Annotated in this window: 12 protein-coding genes; 6 read left to right on the plus strand and 6 right to left on the minus strand. The window is 39.6% G+C overall.

Annotated features, from left to right (window positions below; genetic code table 11):
- Positions 1-55: 55 nt before the first annotated feature.
- A complete protein-coding gene (locus tag BM073_RS07930) occupies positions 56-967 on the minus strand; it encodes a sugar phosphate isomerase/epimerase family protein (RefSeq protein ID WP_091652902.1) in 912 nt (303 codons plus the stop codon).
- A 151-nt stretch (positions 968-1,118) separates the two neighbouring features.
- On the opposite strand from BM073_RS07930, the gene BM073_RS07935 reads away from it, so the two are divergent.
- From BM073_RS07935 to BM073_RS07950, 4 genes are read left to right on the plus strand one after another with little or no spacing between them, the layout of a single operon-like run.
- Positions 1,119-1,796, plus strand: a complete 678-nt coding sequence (locus BM073_RS07935; protein WP_175557870.1) for a hypothetical protein — start codon at positions 1,119-1,121, stop codon at positions 1,794-1,796.
- On the plus strand, positions 1,789-4,533 hold the full coding sequence (locus BM073_RS07940; protein ID WP_091652908.1) for a TonB-dependent receptor: 2,745 nt from the start codon (positions 1,789-1,791) through the stop codon (positions 4,531-4,533). Before BM073_RS07935 ends, BM073_RS07940 begins: the two co-directional genes overlap by 8 nt.
- Positions 4,533-5,687 carry a DUF4249 domain-containing protein gene (locus tag BM073_RS07945; RefSeq protein ID WP_091652911.1) on the plus strand — a complete coding sequence of 385 codons (1,155 nt, stop codon included), beginning with the start codon at positions 4,533-4,535 and terminating at the stop codon, positions 5,685-5,687. Before BM073_RS07940 ends, BM073_RS07945 begins: the two co-directional genes overlap by 1 nt.
- A gap of 50 nt (positions 5,688-5,737) precedes the next feature.
- On the plus strand, positions 5,738-7,327 hold the full coding sequence (locus BM073_RS07950; protein ID WP_139217464.1) for a hypothetical protein: 1,590 nt from the start codon (positions 5,738-5,740) through the stop codon (positions 7,325-7,327).
- A gap of 1 nt (position 7,328) precedes the next feature.
- Here BM073_RS07950 and BM073_RS07955 read toward each other — a convergent pair whose 3' ends face one another.
- From BM073_RS07955 to tilS, 5 genes are all read right to left on the minus strand, one after another.
- Positions 7,329-8,996, minus strand: coding sequence for a mechanosensitive ion channel family protein (locus BM073_RS07955; protein ID WP_091653060.1), 1,668 nt, complete (start codon positions 8,994-8,996; stop codon positions 7,329-7,331).
- 62 nt (positions 8,997-9,058) lie between these two features.
- Positions 9,059-11,764 carry a hypothetical protein gene (locus tag BM073_RS07960; protein WP_091652917.1) on the minus strand — a complete coding sequence of 902 codons (2,706 nt, stop codon included), beginning with the start codon at positions 11,762-11,764 and terminating at the stop codon, positions 9,059-9,061.
- A 98-nt stretch (positions 11,765-11,862) separates the two neighbouring features.
- Positions 11,863-12,798 (minus strand): malate dehydrogenase, encoded by a 936-nt coding sequence (gene mdh, locus BM073_RS07965; protein WP_091652920.1) that lies wholly within the window; start codon positions 12,796-12,798, stop codon positions 11,863-11,865.
- 213 nt (positions 12,799-13,011) lie between these two features.
- Positions 13,012-13,527, minus strand: coding sequence for a Crp/Fnr family transcriptional regulator (locus BM073_RS07970; RefSeq protein ID WP_091652922.1), 516 nt, complete (start codon positions 13,525-13,527; stop codon positions 13,012-13,014).
- Complete coding sequence (gene tilS, locus BM073_RS07975) at positions 13,527-14,849, minus strand: tRNA lysidine(34) synthetase TilS (RefSeq protein ID WP_091652925.1); 1,323 nt, start codon at positions 14,847-14,849, stop codon at positions 13,527-13,529. Before tilS ends, BM073_RS07970 begins: the two co-directional genes overlap by 1 nt.
- A gap of 48 nt (positions 14,850-14,897) precedes the next feature.
- On the opposite strand from tilS, the gene BM073_RS07980 reads away from it, so the two are divergent.
- Together BM073_RS07980 and BM073_RS07985 are read left to right on the plus strand one after the other, a co-directional pair.
- On the plus strand, positions 14,898-16,559 hold the full coding sequence (locus tag BM073_RS07980; protein ID WP_091652928.1) for an OstA-like protein: 1,662 nt from the start codon (positions 14,898-14,900) through the stop codon (positions 16,557-16,559).
- A gap of 145 nt (positions 16,560-16,704) precedes the next feature.
- On the plus strand, positions 16,705-17,421 hold the full coding sequence (locus BM073_RS07985; RefSeq protein WP_091652931.1) for a T9SS type A sorting domain-containing protein: 717 nt from the start codon (positions 16,705-16,707) through the stop codon (positions 17,419-17,421).
- The last annotated feature ends 33 nt before the right edge of the window (positions 17,422-17,454 follow it).

The raw sequence follows: 17,454 nt of genomic DNA on the forward strand, positions 1-17,454 counted from the left end.
TAAATAAAGATTTGTTTTTTGTCTTTAAACTCAGGCTAAATGAGCCCAATTTTTTTCAAAAAAAACGCTTCATCTTCTCCAAACCTTCTTTCACAACCACTTCTGCATCCATGGCATAGTAGGTTGGATTGAAAAGCTCTAAGGACAGAATAATGGGTTTTCCTTTGGCTTTGAGTGTATTGGCGAGTTCTTGCATGGGAGCAGCCCCGTCGCCTGGCATAACTCTATCCTTATCCTGTTGCTCCAATCGCGGAATGTCACCCGGTACATCATTCATATGGAAAATATCAATGGCTTGCCCGTCCAAGAGTTTCATGCCTTCAAAACCAGAACCTCCTCGGAAAAGATGGTACACATCTGCAAGGATTTTTGCATCAGGATCGTTAGCCACAGCGGCAACCATCATGGCTTGACCCAAATGATGAAATGAAGGGAAGGCTCCCCAGAATTCCAGTTGGGGCATAACTCCCGTTTTCCTGCCCAGATCTAGCAGTCGTTTGTATTTTTCTCCAGCCTCCATCAAGTCTAGAGGTGCTTCCGAACCAATAGCAGGAGCAGCAACTCTTGGACAACCTAATTCCGCCAAGACTCCCATTTCTTTTTCCATTTGAGTAAATCCAACTTTGCTTTTCTCAGCATCTTGGGACATCCAGGTAGGAAAACCTATGCAATCGAAAAATTCCAGGCCCGCATCGGATGCTAATTTCTTGAGCGAAGCCAAGCTTTTCCCGGAATCCAAATAGGTTTGAATCTCCATCATCCATGGCTCAAAGCCATCATATCCAGCTCTTGCGGCTAGTTCGATGATTTGGGGAATGCTCAATTTTTGTCCACGAATAGTAGAAGTATTGAGAGAAAACCGAAACTGAGGTAGCGTTTTTTCCGCTGCTTTCGTTACAGCAAGAGGAGCTCCCACTGCTATGGATGAAAGGGCAATGCTTTTGAGTACTTGTCTTCTACTGGTCATATGGGGCTCATTTAGTGGATAGATTTTTCCTTCTAAAAGGAAACTTTACCTTTCTAAACATAATTTTTAAAAACCTGAATCAAAAATCGATTCTCTCGTATTTTCGACCATGAGGAAAAGAATTTTTTTACTGGGCCTAATTAGCCTATCAATGGTTGGGGCATTTGGTCAGAGCCTCCAAGAAAATTTGGCTAACCTGGAATTTTACCAGGAAAAGCTACCTTTTTTTCAGGAGTTGATCACTGGAGCCCAATACCCTGAGCCTCCCAAAAACCATGAAGGCTTTCCTTTTTTGAAAGGCAGGTCTTTTGAATACGGCGGCTTAACCATCAATCAAGTGTATTACCCTGACATCCCTCTTTTATATGATATAAGATATGATCAGGTCATTACAGTACATCCCATTTACATGCAAAAGCTTCTGATAAACCCAGCCAAAATCAATTCATTTAGACTTGGGGATGGAAGCAATTTCAAGCAGTTGACCGGAAATGAGTCTTATGCTCACCATAAAAACGGATTTTATGAAATTGTGGAAGAGGGAAGGGTGACCTTGCTCGCCAAGCATTATAAAATTCCGAAACCCACACGTGAATTGGGAGATTATGTGGCTAAATATGAGGAGTTCGAAGATTTTTTTATTTGGGATGGTGGCCAGTTTTTTTCCATAAAAACAAAGAAGTCTGCGATTAAAACTCTGGAATTGAGTAAAAAACTTGTCCGGGAGAATCTGACTAGAAAAGGTGTTTATTATGGAAGCAACAAGAGACGATACCTAAAGATGTTAATTCAAATTCATTCACAATCAATAGGTACTGAAAATGAATAAAAGGCTTTTAATCGCATTGCTAGGAGTTTTTTGCCTGTCCTTTGGCCTAGCAGAGGCTCAAACGCAGGAGAAAATCACAGGACTTTTTGCGGGAGTATCTTTTGAAAGGTTTGCTGAGCTCATAGAAAAGGAAACCTCCTATCGCTTTGTCTTTGATCCGAAGTTGATGGAGGAAGTTTCGGTTAATATCCAGGCGAAAGAGGGTAAATTAGATGATCTCCTGATAGCAATTTTTCAAGGGTCCAGTTGGAAGTTTTCCATAGCTGCCGACAATAGGGTATTTATTACCTCAGGAAGAAAAATGCCTATTGAATTTGTAAGAGGATATTTTGAGCCTAAAAACCAGGTTTCCAAGTTGGCAACAGATCAACAGGAAGATTTAGGTGCCTTTGCTAGGAACATGCGATATGAAATCGGAAAGGACAAAGAAGACCCCGCTCAAAAGACCGCGGTGCTATCTGGTAAAGTAAGCAACATAGAAAATGGTGAGCCCATGCTGGGAACAGTGATTTATGAAAACATTGGTTTTCAAAAGTCCATCACTGATGAAAATGGGTACTATCAAATCACCCTTCCTAAAGGAAGACATACTTTAATAATTCAAAATCCAGGAGGCTATCAAGAGCAGCGTCAAATAGAGCTTTTCGGAAATGGAGTCTTAAATATGGAGGTACAGGAAAGTTTTCTTTCTTTAGATGAAGTAGTAGTAAGCTCTGGGGCCCTGTCCAATATTAACAAACTTGAAATGGGAGTTCAATCCATTTCTATGGCAGAGGTAAAGCGTCTTCCGGCTATTTTGGGAGAAGTGGATGTGCTGAGGGGCATATTAACCATGCCCGGTGTAAATACTGTAGGAGAGGCGAGTGTTGGCTTCAATGTAAGAGGAGGAGCTGCTGATCAAAATCTAATTCTCTATAATCAATCGACCGTATTTAATCCTGCACATGTCTTTGGGTTTTTCTCTGCTTTCAATCCTGATATGGTGGCAGGAGTGGAGCTTTACAAAGGTTCTGTTCCGGTAAATTATGGGGGCAGGCTTTCCTCAGTGCTTCAGGTAAGTCCAAAGTTTGGAAGATCTGATAAAATCGGTGGAAGTGGAGGTATAGGAATCATGACTGGCAGATTGAGCTTGGAAGGTCCTATAGGAGAAAAGACCACTTTTATTCTAGGTGGGAGATCTACTTACTCTGATTGGGCTTTGAATTTATTGGATGATGAAGCTGCCTTAAATGGTTCAAGAGCCTCTTTCTATGATTTTAATGCCAATGTTAGGCATATTTTTAACGAGAAAAATCATTTGGAAGTCACTAGCTACATTTCCAAAGATGAGTTTGCCTTTGATCCTGACACTACCTATTCCTATCAAAATCTTAATGTAGCAGCGACTTGGCGTCACTTTTATAATGAACAGTTGGAAGCTCGGTTTACTGCTGGGTATGATGCATATCAATTTGGAATTATCGGGCAGGATAATCCTTTAAATGCATTTGATTTCAATTTTGATGTAAAGCAAGTCCATTTGAGAACCGATTGGGAATACAGAAAGGACCTCAACCATATTTATAAATTTGGACTCCACGCAATCCAATACCAATTAAATCCTGGGACAAATAACCCCTTTGGCACAGAGTCAATTGTAATTCCTCAGGATTTGGAAAATGAACAAGCGCGGGAGTTAGCAATCTATTTTGGAGACGAATGGACGATCAACGAGCGCCTTTCAGTTAGTTATGGAGGCCGATATATGTTGTATCAATTTTATGGTCCTAATACCGTGAAAGAGTATGTGCCCGGCGCACCCATAATTGAAAGCAACCTTACGGGGGAAAGAAATTTTGGAAAAGGAGAAACTATTCAGACCTATCATGGACCAGAGTTCCGGCTTTCTGGTAGATATAATTTAACCAACCAGTCTTCAATTAAAGCCGGGTTTACTACAACGAGGCAAAACATTCATTTGCTCTCCAATACTTCCGTGATAGCTCCTACAGACTCATGGAAACTCAGTGATTCATATATCAAGCCTCAAACAGGAGGGCAGTTTTCTTTAGGGTATTATCAAAATATTGGAGTAACAAAATTTGAATTTTCCTCTGAAGTCTACTATCGGTACATGAGTAATATTCTGGATTATAGGTCGGGAGCCTCTATTATTCTAAATGAGGATATAGAGCAAGATGTATTCAATTCCCTTGGCAGGGCTTATGGTATTGAGTTTTTATTAAAGAAGAACACAGGCATTTTAAAAGGCTCACTGGCATATACTTATTCTCGTTCCTTACTGAGAACCTCTGATGAACCGAGTATTGAAAAAATCAATCAGGGTGCTTTTTACTCCAGTAATTTTGATCAGCCCCACCATGTGGTATTAGTGGCAAATTACGAATTGAGTAAGCGAATAAATGCTTCTTTAAATGGTAATTATAGCACCGGAAGGCCGGTAACCTTACCTATTTCAAAATTTGAGTATGGCGGATCTGAACGTGTTTATTTTTCGGATAGAAATGCCTACAGAATTCCGGATTATTTCAGAGTTGACCTTTCTGTCAATTTGGAAGGAAATCATAAAGTAAAAAAACTCGCCCATTCGTCCTGGTCAGTCGGAGTCTACAATGTGTTGGGTAGAAGTAATCCTTATTCAGTCTATTACACCCCAGTAGAAGGAAAATTAAGAGGGTATCAATTATCCATTTTTGCTAAACCAATTCCATTTATTACTTACAATTTCAGATTTTGATGAAAATACAGAACCTTTCTTTTTTCTTGCTTCTTTTGCTCTTTTGGGGGTGTAGGGAGCCTTTTGAGCCGGAGATTGAAGCACGGGATCTCAATGTTCTGGTGGTAGAAGGTTATCTCGATTCGGAAGGATTAAGTAGTAATTTAAGATTGAGCTTTACTTCCAATATCCAAGATGAATTTAATTTCAATCCTTCAGCGCTTGGTGCTACTGTTTACTTGGAAAGCAGTTCTGGCGCGAGATATTCCCTTTTAGAGCGAGGTGAGGGTATCTATGAATTCCAACATGACATTCCTGAAAATGAAACTTATCAATTAAGGATTTTTCTCAATGACGGTACGAGCTATACCTCTAGTGATTTGAAGCCTGTAATTACGCCTGAGATTATTGATGTTGGTTTTGAACAAAATGAGGCTGGTGTAGAGGTGTTTTTGACCACCAAAGGTAATCCTGATGCAGATGATTTTCTCTGGACTTATGAGGAAACTTGGGCTTTTCGCCCTCCAATTATCTCTTTTGACAAATATGATCCAGAATTGAAAAGAATTATTCCGCGTCCAGCCGAAGAGCGAATTGATTTATGCTATCGAAGTGCCTTAAATTCTGATCTGATTTTAGAGACCTCCTCTAGATTTCAAGATCAATTTGTTTTTAGACAGTCTATCAAGCAAATCAATCGAGGAGATGAGCGACTTTCCCTTCGCTATAGTATTTTGATCTCGCAAAAGGCTCTAAGCAAAGATGCAGTTGAATTTTGGGAAATTTTAAAGAAAAACACAGATGATTTAGGCTCGATTTTTAGTCCACTCCCTTCGAATATCAGAGGGAATATAAAGCAAGACCAAAACCCTGATGTTCCGGTAATTGGGCAGGTGAGTTTAGGGAAAGTTCAACAAAAGAGGCTTTTTATTGATATTAGAGAAGTGGCACCTTGGAGGCCGGAAGTTCCTGAGTATGCAGGATGCTTTTTGTCTGCCGATACGGTTTTGGTAGCAAATTATGACGCAGTTTTCCGCTCCGAAATCAATATACCAGCTTTGCCAATTTATCTCGAAAATGCCATTGAGCCAATTGGCTACAGGTATTCCACTCCAAGATGCGTGGACTGTACTCGAAGAGGAACTAATATTAGACCTGATTTTTGGGAAGAATGAGCATGCTGCCTAAAATATATCGTCCCATATGCATAGTGATTCTTGCTTTTATGTATCACTTGCCCAATGCTTTCTGTCAAAATCTGGTAGAAGAACAGGTTTCATACAGTATTCCTAAGACTATTTATTTTACTGAAGAAAAAATATGGATTTCTGCAGAAGTTACTCAGAAAGGAAAGCCTAGCTCCTCCCAGGTGCTCTATGCAGAATTGTTAAATCGGGAAAATGAGTCCGTTCATTTAGCGAAGATCTTACTAGAACAAGGAGAGGCATTGCACTTTTTGGAAATTCCTTCCAATCTTCCTTCAGATCATTATTTATTGAGAATATATACTCGTATCAGTCCCTTGCTCAATTTGGAAAATGGGTTGAAGCAACAATTGGTTACTATTTTCAATCCTAGAATCCCTCCAAAGGTAGTAGCCAATAGGGTAGAGCAAATAGTCAAAAAAGGACAGCAAAAAGGGAGCTTTACTTTGATCAAAGATCAATTCAACCCAAAGGAAATTATAGATATTCCTGAAGAATTAAAGGGGCAAAAAATTCAAGAGCTCAAGGTAAGCTTGGTTAATCCATTCTTGGAAGAGGAAAGACAAATCCCGTCCTCTCAATTGTATGAAGGAAAAGCCGAGGGAGTGTTGATACCAGAATTGTTTGGACATATCGTAGCTGCCAAGGTGAACCCAAATGAAGTGGATACCTCTAAGGTTTACTTTCTTTCTGTTCATGGAATAGAGTCAGCACTATACTCAGACAGACCAGATGCCAATGGAAATCTATTTTTTGATATCGGTGGCCTGAAGCATTGGAAGTTCTTGATTGCTCAGGCAGATCAAAATGGAGATCTGATGAATTTTGAACTTCAATCTCCGGCAGTAAAAACCAGTTTCAAGAATGGATTCACTATCCCTCAACTTGAGATATCATTGGCAGATCAAGGGTTGCTTCAAAAACTATTACTGAGTAGTGGAGTGCAAACCTATTTTCGAGAAAAATTGAATCAGGAACCCGTTCCGGTAGTCACGGGATTTGTTGCTGATTACTCCTATAATCTCGACGATTATACTCGCTTCGAAAGTGTAGAAACAGTGATCAAAGAATATGTCCCTTCTGTAGCAGTTAGGACCCGATCAGGGAAGAAAGAATTTAGATCCAATAATGAATTCGGGAATCGGTTCGAAGGTAACCCCTTGATGCTGGTAGATGGAATGCCAGTTTTCAATTCAGATCAATTGGCGGCATTTAATCCAAAAAGCTTCGAAAAATTGGATTTGCTGGCAAGGGTCTTTTACCTGAATGAACAGAACTACGAAGGGGTGATTAGTTTCTCTTCTTACAAAAGTGATGTTGGTGGCTTTCCTTTACCGACCAACGCCATCTATTCTCCTTATCAAGGCATCCAAATTCCCGTGGAGCTTGAGTCCGAATTCGGTCAGCCTCAGGAAATCAGAAATTTTGAAGACTTAAGGTCTGTACTAACCTGGAAATCAGAATCCGGAGGTAGGGTAGATCTTTCTGAAGTCAAAATTATTACTTCAGATTTACCGGGATTGTACCAAATGTCTATTCAATATCAATCGGAAGATGGAAGCACACAAAGCTGGGAAAGTTATTTCGAAGTAAAAGCTGCAGAAAATTAGATTAGTCGTTTTTCTTATGAATCTCCTGCTGCATAAATTCCCCCAGTTTTTTCTGGTAGTACACAGATTCAGTCGCATATTCCGGTACTAATCCCTTTTTCTCAGGGAAAGATTCCATGTGCAAGGTTTGCGTAGGGAAGGCAAATCTAACGCCCAAAGTATTTGCCAGCTTGACAATTTGAATCAGTAATTCATGTCTGCAGCGAAGCTCTTCCGGCCAGGTTGGGACTTCGAAAAAGACGTAAAACATGATGTCTTGGCTATAGGCTGAAAGGTTGTTGAAATAAACATTAAAATAATCCTTTCGGGTATTCGGATGTGCTAAGACAATCTCCTTTAATCCTTTTACAAATTCCTCAATCAGCTGTGGAGGAGTATCATAAGTAATGGTTAGGGTAGTATAAAATCTCCTATACTGTCTAAGTCCATGGTTATCCAATACAGCATCTGCAATTTTTCCATTTGGGACATACATCAAGGAATTTCTGAATGTTCTGATTCGGGTAGATCTAAAGCCTACTTCTTCCACTGTGCCATCAATATCTCCGGATGTAATCCAGTCGCCCACCTGAAAAGGTTTGTCAATAAATATCATGACTGAACCAAAGAAGTTTTTGATGGTGTCTTGAGCTGCCAGAGCGATTGCCACACCACCGATAGAAAGACCGGTTAGGAATGGGATAATGTCTAGGTTCAGGCCATCTCTGAGGATAAAAAGGGTACCGATGATGACCACAAATGCTTTTAGCGTTTTGCGCATCAGTGGCACTAACTGGTCGTCAAGGGTAGATTCTGTTTTGGTGGCTAGTCTCGCAAAATATACGGCTACCACATTGACCAATTTGTAAAAAATGACTGTGATCAGGAATGGCTTTAAAGTATTCAGGATAATCACAATCCAGGACCATATTTCCACGGGTAACTGTAATACCGGAAGAAATAAGGATAAGACCATTACAATCAGATAGAAGCTAGTCACTCTAGCAACGGGGAGAAGATAATTTTCTCCTAATTTTTGATAACCTACTCTTCTGAAAAAGTAAACCAGCACCTTGTCTACCACGAAAGTGAAGAAGAAATGGGCAACAAATACCAATAAAATCAGTAGGAATATGCCTGTTAATTGCCATAGGTGAAGACCTAAATATTCATCATTTCCTATTTTAGGAAGGAGGTTGAGTAATCGGTCCGTTCCATAAGGATAAGTCTGCTGATGGAGATCATCTATCTGACTTACTGTGAAAGATGAAAATTTCCACTGCTTTCCAACTTTCTCCAGGAATACCCCAGGCATTTTTGATTTATCAAAAAAATAAACCGATTCAGGTGCGCCTGAAGTGGTGTCTTGGTAATTAGGTAAGTTTGGGATGGAACTGGTGCGAATAATTACGCCTTTCCCTTCAAAAATCTGCTTTAGCTTGACACTTAATTTTTCATCATCATACTCTTCTTCCAAGCCTGTGAAATCCAAGGCTCTCGAAGCTCTTTCAGGCTTATAGTTGCTCTCCTCTAGATTATAGAAGAAAGTAAGCGTAGTATGATAGGGTGAGCTTAAATTAACCTCTTTGGCGACTGTTTCAACTTTTGGATTATCTGTGATAAGCTGCGCAGAGGCAAATCCAATAAAAAAGAATGTAAAAAGGCAGTTGACTAGAAATTTCTGAAGCATAGGATCTCTAATGATTCCCGCAAAGGTACTCAATTTAGAAGCCTAGGGCAATTTAAAATCAATTAGTCGCTTAATTGATAGGTAGTCAGATAATTCCCGCTGATGGTTCTGATTAAATATTGACCTAGGTTAGCCTGATAGCTGATTTCCAGTTTGCCCAGACTTTCAGGAGGGAGCTGCGTCAAAAGATTTCCGCTCATATCGTAGAGGTAAGAAAACTCCTGTAGGGGATCCGTAATCACTATTATTTTCCTTCCTGATCCAAAATCGAAATATTGGTATTTTAAATTACCTTCTGCAACCCGAACAGTAAAGAGTTCTTCCTCTTCTCGGTTCATTACTTTGATTTGATTGAAGTTTCTGGAAATAATCACAAAATCCATCTCTTGCTGATCTGGTACTAGGACAAAATCATTGTCTTTGTCCTCAATGATCAATTGATTTCTATAGGTGACTTCCCCATCAAAGTTGACATGGATGATTTCTCCATTGGAGGAAATGGCTGAAAGGAAAAAGCCGGCACTTCCTGCAGTTCTATTGTAAACTAAACCTGAACTTAATTCATCTGTAAGCTTGATTGGGCTGCCGCTTTGCTTTTCGCCTCTCCTGTTGAAAAGAAATAGAGATCCAGACTCAGTGCTGGCAACCATGAAGTCTCCCTTACCAGGCACCCTATAGTGAGTAGGAGGGGAAACTGTTTTTCCTCCAATCTGAAGTGGGTTCCAGCCTTCCAGTCTTTCCCCGGTTTTATCCAACAAATACAGGCTTCCCTGTTCTGTACTTAGGAAATATCGATATTCCTTGTTGTTATCGTAGTCTACAAGATTCAGATGTCTTATTTTTTCGGAATTAAACCTGAAAGGATAATTCGGTAAAGGATTACCCAATCGGTCAATTCCATAAATAGCATCAGAGGTAGCTAAAAGGGCTTGAAGTTTTCCGTTTTTGTAATAGTCTATCTGGAAAACATCTGAAACAATAGGTCCGGAGAGCTTTTGATTGTAAACAATTTCGCCGGCAGAATTTATCAGATAGACCACATTTTCCTGATCTTGCACAATTATGTCCTCTGTTCCATCCTGATAATTACTGATAGCCTGGGGCCCGAATATTAATTTGCTGCTAAATGGGATTTTGCTTTCAGCCTTCAAGCTGACCATGGTCTCGGTCTTGATTTCTTTGATGTCAGTGCTAGCTAAAGGCAAAATCAAAGTTGCCCGCCTTTCTTCTCCTATCTGATTAATTTTAAAACTGACATAGGGGAAGGCTTGAAATGCTGACGCATATTTCTGCAAAAAGGTGCTCCAAGAGGGGTTTGCGAGTTTGGTCCAAGAATCCCAGATTTTTGAGGTCAAATAAATCCTTGAAAAACCGGAAGTTGGACTAAGTGCTTTTTTTGCTTCTGGGGCTCTTTGTTCATTAGCCCAATTGTTTTGGTTTTGGTAATCATCCAAAATCAGCTTCATTGCTTGTTGGGAGTTGGCAAAAATCAAAAGCTCATCTACTTGTGTGATGAAGGTTTGATTGAATCCGAAAAATTTTCCTTTGAAAAGATGAGCAGGAAACTCTTCATCTCCCACATATAGGATTTCCTTGTTAGCATAAAAGTCTGTAGTTTGACTCCCTTGTGAATTGACGAAATTTCTGAGAAGATCAAATGCTTGTTGGCTTTCAGAGCTTCGCCCTAATAGCGCCAAGTTTTGACTGGATCCACCAAAGGCCTCCAATTCTAAAAGGTAAAGTTCGCCAGTAAAGCTGTCGAGAAAACCACGGTCCACTAAATTTCTTTGTACTTCTGCCAAAAAAGTGGATTTCCCTGAAAAGGCTCTATTTTCCAAAGCCTGCGTCTCAAAAATGCTTTGCAGGTTAAACTGGGTCACGGAATAGGTAGCCATTGAAATGGCTTTCTGTATTTCTGTAAGGTTTGCAGAGATTGATGGGGTGAAATTGATATCTTCCTGAAGGAAAATAGGGCCTTCCATCCTGATTTCTCCCTCTTCTAAGGAAATTTCAAGTCCAGTGACTGCTTCTAAATTTTGGAGGCTTCTAACTGCAAGGCTTTCCCTTTGATTCCCCACGCCTCTTAATAAACTCCCAAGCCCTTTTCCGCTTACCCATAAAGTTGGTCTGCTTTTAGTGTTTTGCTGGTTTTTTGGGATGAGATCCTGATAGGTTGGAAGTTCTGGGTTAATGAAATTTCGAATGGCTTCTTCTATCAATAAAGAAGACTGTGAGGCAACGATGACCGATCCCAAAAATGAAAAGCTCCAACTGCGCGTATTTTTTTCATCGAAATACTCAATCACAGGTTGATCAGAATAACTCCTCGTACTTAACCTCGCACCTTTTGGAAGTTTTTGAGTAATCTCTTCCTGGAGATTTTGACCAGTTCCTTCTGATGCCTGAAGAGTGAAGAGCAAGTCAAAGTTTTCGGAACCCGTGGGGTGATAACTTACCGTGAAAGTATTCTTATTGAGAAGTTGGTTGACTTTTCCACTGTTTCCGGTAAGGCTATCTAAGGTGATTAAGTGAGATGATAGCTTTTGGAAGGCAGGGTAATTTTTGAAAATATTCCAGGAAGGATGAGCGACTAGCTCATTCCAAAAATCTCCTGTTTGTTGCGACTCTAAGACAAAAACTGCATCCTGACTGAGGAGTTCGAGATTACTTATTTTAGTGGAAGAAAAATACTTGGTATAAACCCAATATCCAGCAGCAGCTAGGGTTAAAACAGTAAGGAGAACAAGTAAGCTTTTCCAGATTTTCACTTAGTCGGTTTTAGTCTTCTCTGAAATTAACAAAAATCAGACCCGAGACGCAAGGTATTCCAAGCATCTCGGGTCATTTATTGTGAGTTCAGAAAGAATTACTTGGACAATCCATCCAATACATTCATCACTTCTTTCACGTGACCTCTAGAAGTTTCTAGCAATGCTTTTTCTTCATCGTTTAGGTCTAGTTCGATAACTTTCTCGATACCATTTTTACCAAGAATTACAGGCACACCTAAGTAGCAGTCATCGATTCCGTATTCACCTTCCAGTTTGATACAAACAGGGAATACTCTTCTTTGATTTTTCAAGATAGCTTCTACCATCTGAGCAGCTGCAGATCCTGGTGCATACCAAGCAGAAGTTCCCATCAATTTCACCAATTCTCCACCTCCGAACTTGGTTCTTTCAATGATTGCATCCAGTTTGTCTTTTGCGATCAATTCTGTCACTGGGATACCTGCCACTGTAGTATATCTAGGAAGAGGAACCATGGTATCACCATGACCACCCATCAGAATTGCCTGAATTTCTTTTCCAGAAACGTTCAGTTCATCGGCTAAGAAAGCTCTGTATCTGGCAGTATCCAAGATACCAGCCATACCCATTACCTTGTTTCTTGGAAGTTTTGAAGTCAAATGCGCCTGATAAGTCATTACGTCAAGTGGGTTGGATACCACGATAATGATTGCATTCGGAGAATGCTTGATCACATTTTCAGTTACAGATTTTACGATTCCTGCATTGGTCTCGATCAAGTCATCACGAGTCATTCCCGGTTTACGAGGTAGACCAGACGTGATTACTACCACATCAGAATTAGCAGTTTTGCTGTAATCATTAGTGCTTCCTACAGTTCTGGAGTCGTACTGATTGATAGGAGCCTTTTGCCAAATATCCAAGGCCTTGCCTTCAGCAACTCCCTCTTTGATATCTACCAAAACAATTTCTTCAGCGATTTCTCGATAGGCTAATACGTCAGCGCAGGTTGCTCCTACGTTACCAGCCCCTACTACGGTTACTTTGCTCATGATATATTGATTTTTTTATTGATAAAGCCTTTAAAAAGCGGCGCTAAGTTATTAAACAATGAACGGATTAGAAACCCTCAGGCCAATACTTTGTTTATCGGTTTTCTGAAGGGATAAATTAATGGTTAAGCTTTTAGATTTTCTGGAAGGATTTCCAAATTCAATCAAGCTAGGATGATTTTCCTCAAGGATCAATTCCCCAATTGATTATTCTTATTCAAACATCTGCCTCAAGCTGAAGAATCCAAACGATTCTCTGTAGGATCTGAATAGCCTCTGATTGTTTTCATTGTAATATTCAGCCAATGAAGTCATCATTTTTGCTTTGATTTTTGGATTGGAGTCGAATATCTCTTGAATGGCAAAATGAGGGATCACGATCAAATCAGCTTCTTCTGATGTAACGATGGCGGTGTAGGTTCTTTTTGCATTTTCCAAAAGAGAATTCTCCCCGAAGGCTTCTCCTTTGTTAATTTCCAAAATTGACTCAAAATTATCCTTGATATCTATGGTTAGGATTACCTGACCTTTTTTCACCAGATATAAAGCCTGACTCGGATCCTTGCTGAAAAATATCACTTCGTCTTTGGCATATTTTCTCTGATGCATGGCGGGAAGAAAACGAGCCATTTCCTTATTTCTCAGACGCTCAAAAAACTTGATCATCCGCAGGAAATCAAAAGTTTTCTGATCTTCCTCTGTGTAAGTTTTAGAAAATGGGTTCAGCATCAGGATAAATGTTTGATGTAATAAATTTTTCTGGTGGAGGCATCACACTTAGCCCAGTCGGCAATTCTGTAACCGATTACCCATGCGATTTTTCCGTTGGAGATCAATACCTTCACTTTGGATTTTTCTGCCAGAGATACTTTCAAATCTATCAAAAAGTCTGAGATTTTCTTGCTGTTTTTCATTCCTAGTGGAATAAATCGATCTCCCAATTCCCAGCTTCTGATTTCCAGTGGAAAATCCAATTTTTCAAAATCCAACATGGCATTTTCCCTCAATGTATCCATCCTTGAGCCAGTATCCATCTTGATCAACTCATAGCGGTCTTCTTCGATAGTTAAACCAATATCATCTCTGTTGATCTCAATAGGATCGAAGTTTTGATGCTTAGGGCTTAAAATAACTTCCTCTCGGTCAATACTTGCTTGGTAAGCTCCAGTTTCAAATATTTTTCCTGCTTGAGGATTACTACAAGCATCAACTATTCCTTCAGCCTGATCTGAATTAAACCCAAATGGTTTGAGCCAGTGGAAAACCAAAGAAACAGCGCCGGGGGTGTTTTGAATGGCATGAAATGGGAGAAACTGGTAATCTCCATCAACGCGGATTTGATCCTTTTTCCAGTTTTCAAAAAGATGATTAAAAGCCCTGGCAGAGTCCTTTAGTCTTACAAAGCTGCCCAGTATATTTTTTCGTGCATCGCTGGCAACTTCATACAAAGCAGGCAAGGCTTCCAATCTCAATTTATTTCGCTTGTAGTCTGTTTTGAGATTGGAGCTGTCTTCTCTCCAGCTTATCCCTTTTTCTTTTGCATGATTCTCTATTTCTGCTCTGCTAAATGGAAGTAAAGGACGTATAAGTAAGCCTTTTCTGTCGGCCATACCCTGAATGCCTTCCATGCCGGTTCCTCTTAAAAGGTTTAAAAAAATGGTTTCCAGTTGATCATCCTCCTGATGAGCCAATATGATTCCGGAAAGTTTTCTTTCAGTATTCAGCTTTTCGAACCAAGCGTATCGAATTTCTCTGGCAGCCATCTGAATTGAAATCTTCTTTTCCTCTGCCACCGCCATTGCATCAGCATGGTGGGTATGAAGGTGAAGCTGATTTTTCTCTGCCCATTTTTTTACAAATTCTTCGTCCTCGTCGCTCTCATGACTTCTTAATCCAAAATTGACATGGGCAACTTCAAACTGAATATTCGATTTGAGCAATAAATCCCCCAATACCATGCTGTCTATTCCTCCGCTGCAGGCAAAAAGATAGCTGAAGTTCTCATCTAAAAGGGACTTTTGGCGTATATGCTCTTTAAAAGCTGTAATCATTGATCAAAAATAGCTTTTTCTACTAATTTTGCCCACTTGAATTCATCAATGAAAAAATCCCCGTTCAGTTTCCTTTCCATTTTGATTTTCACCCTTTGGACTTTTTCGTCTTTTGGGCAGGGAACCAATACGCTGGAAATTTTGAAAGCTGACTCCCTAAAAGGTGCAAATGGTTTCGAAAGATTGCTTGGGTCTGTTCGGATGAAGAATCAGAATACACTAATTTCCTGTGACTCGGCTCATTTTTTCAGAACGAGCAACATGGCAAAACTTTACGGAAGAGTTTTGATAGAGGATCAGGAAGATCCGGTCACCACCCGAAGTACTTATGCTGAATACGATGGAAATACTAAGTTGGCCAAGCTGAGAAATAAGGTGGTTTTCACCAATGGAGAAACCACGCTTTACACAGATTATCTCAACTACGACAGAGCTCAAAATATAGCCACTTATTTCAACAAAGGGAAGGTGGTAGACTCGACCAACGTACTGACCAGTGAAAGAGGTAGGTATGAAGTGAATCGGGAACGAATCACTTTTTTGGATAAGGTGGTCTTAGTAAATCCTGATTACACCATGAAAACTGAATATCTGGTGTATCTGACAATCCCCAAAACTGCAGAGACTAAAGGGTTGACTAACCTGGTATCAAAAGAAGGTAACACACTGGATGCTCAGAAAGGGAGTTTTTATGACACTCAAAATAAGAATTTCCGATTTTTTGACGGGGTAGTAGAGACTGAGACAAGTAGAGTGAAAGCGGAAGAGCTTTTGTATAAAGAGCTGGAAGCGTATTATGAAGGAAAAGAGAATGTCCGGGTTTTTAACAAGGAAAGGCAAGTTGAGATTTTTGGGGATGTAGGTCAATATTGGGAGGATAGAGGATATAGCTTGGTGCATGGCAAAGCTTTGGTAAGAAGATACTTCGAAAAAGATACGCTTTATTTAACTGCAGACACCTTGATTTCTCAGGATCATGAGTCTGATTCTGCAAAGTATTTATTGGCTTTCCATTCTATTAATTTAATCAAAGCCGACCTTTCAGGGATAGCGGATTCTTTGGTTTATAATTACAATGATTCCACCATTCAACTATTTCAAGACCCAGTCATATGGAATCAAAAAAGCCAGATTTCTGCTGATTCTATGGTTTTTTATATTGAAAATGAAGAGTTGAAACGGGTCTTTATGAAGGAAAAGGCTTTTGCCATAATGACTGATACTTTGACAAACTTCAATCAAATGAAAGGCAGGAAGATGACTGGCTTTTTTGAGGAAGGGCAAATCAGTAAACTGAATATTGAAGGGAATGGAGAGTCTTTATATTTTGCGCTGGAAGGCGATACTTTGACTCAGGGTGTCAACCGAACCTTGTCAGCCACTATTGAATTAAAGTTCAAAGAAGGAGCAATTAAGCGTGTGAAGTATGATATTAAGCCTGATGGGCGTTTTATTCCAGTGCAAAAGTTGGATGAAAAGAGCTCAAGACTCGATGGCTTTTTATGGAGGTTGGAGGAAAAACCAGTTTTGGATTCAATTTTCGCTTGGAGACCGGTAATTGAAATCGATCCTGATCAAAAAAATCTTTTTAATGAACCCAATGCGGAAATCAGGATGCCGACCGAAGAGGAAATACAAAAATCACTGGAAAAAAGAGGTTTGAATAAGAAAAAACCTGTTTTAACACCTCTGAAGACTAAGAACAACTGAGGTAACGAATTAGTCTAAAAAATATTTTAAGGAGGTTAACAACAATTAACCCAAATTTTTTACCGAAAGACTATCCTCGACATAAATTTGTACGTATATTCATTGAAGTATAAACAACTCAAGGGCTTATCGATTAAAACTTTACATGAAGAATTTTCTCAAACTTTTCGCGTGGCTAGTGCTTGCGTTTCCGCTATTTTCGGAAGCTCAGCAAGTTCATGTGCTCAGTGAAAGTTTGGATTTTTCAGGCTCTATAGGCACTTCCCAAAGAAAAACTGTAATTCTTCAAAATGAATCCGATAAGACAAAAACCTTTTTCTTGAAAAATTTGGTTGGAAATATCGGTTCCTCTCAAAAAATGAAAGTTTGTATAGGGGAGCAGTGTTATGATGCCAAAAGAGATTTGGCTAAAATCAAATTAACTCTTAAGCCGGGTGAAATTGTGACAGATTTTTACCTGGATTTTGAAATGGGAATTGCTGAAACGAGAGGTTCTTTCGACTTGGTTTTTGTCAACGTAGATAATTTGAGAGAATCCTTCTTGGTAGAAGCAGAATACAATGTCAACAATCCTAATAAAAAGGCAGATGGCTTTGATTATGAGGATTTGACCCTTTCAGATGTATATCCTAATCCCAGCAACCGTATAGCACAGTTGGATTACGATATCAAGAATGAAAAAGCGAAAGCAAAAATTACAATTAACAGCTTTATCGGAAATCCAGTAGCTGAATATGAGTTAGATCCGGAAAGAAACACTCTGGTCATCAATGTTTCTGACTTCAATCCCGGAGTTTATTTCTACACTCTTTTTGTAAACAATAAAAATATTGTGACCAAAAAGCTCGTTGTGAAGAAGTAATTTAGATCCCATCCTATCCATTTGAATACCAAT

This window comes from Algoriphagus ornithinivorans (assembly GCF_900115305.1).
Classification (GTDB): domain Bacteria; phylum Bacteroidota; class Bacteroidia; order Cytophagales; family Cyclobacteriaceae; genus Algoriphagus; species Algoriphagus ornithinivorans.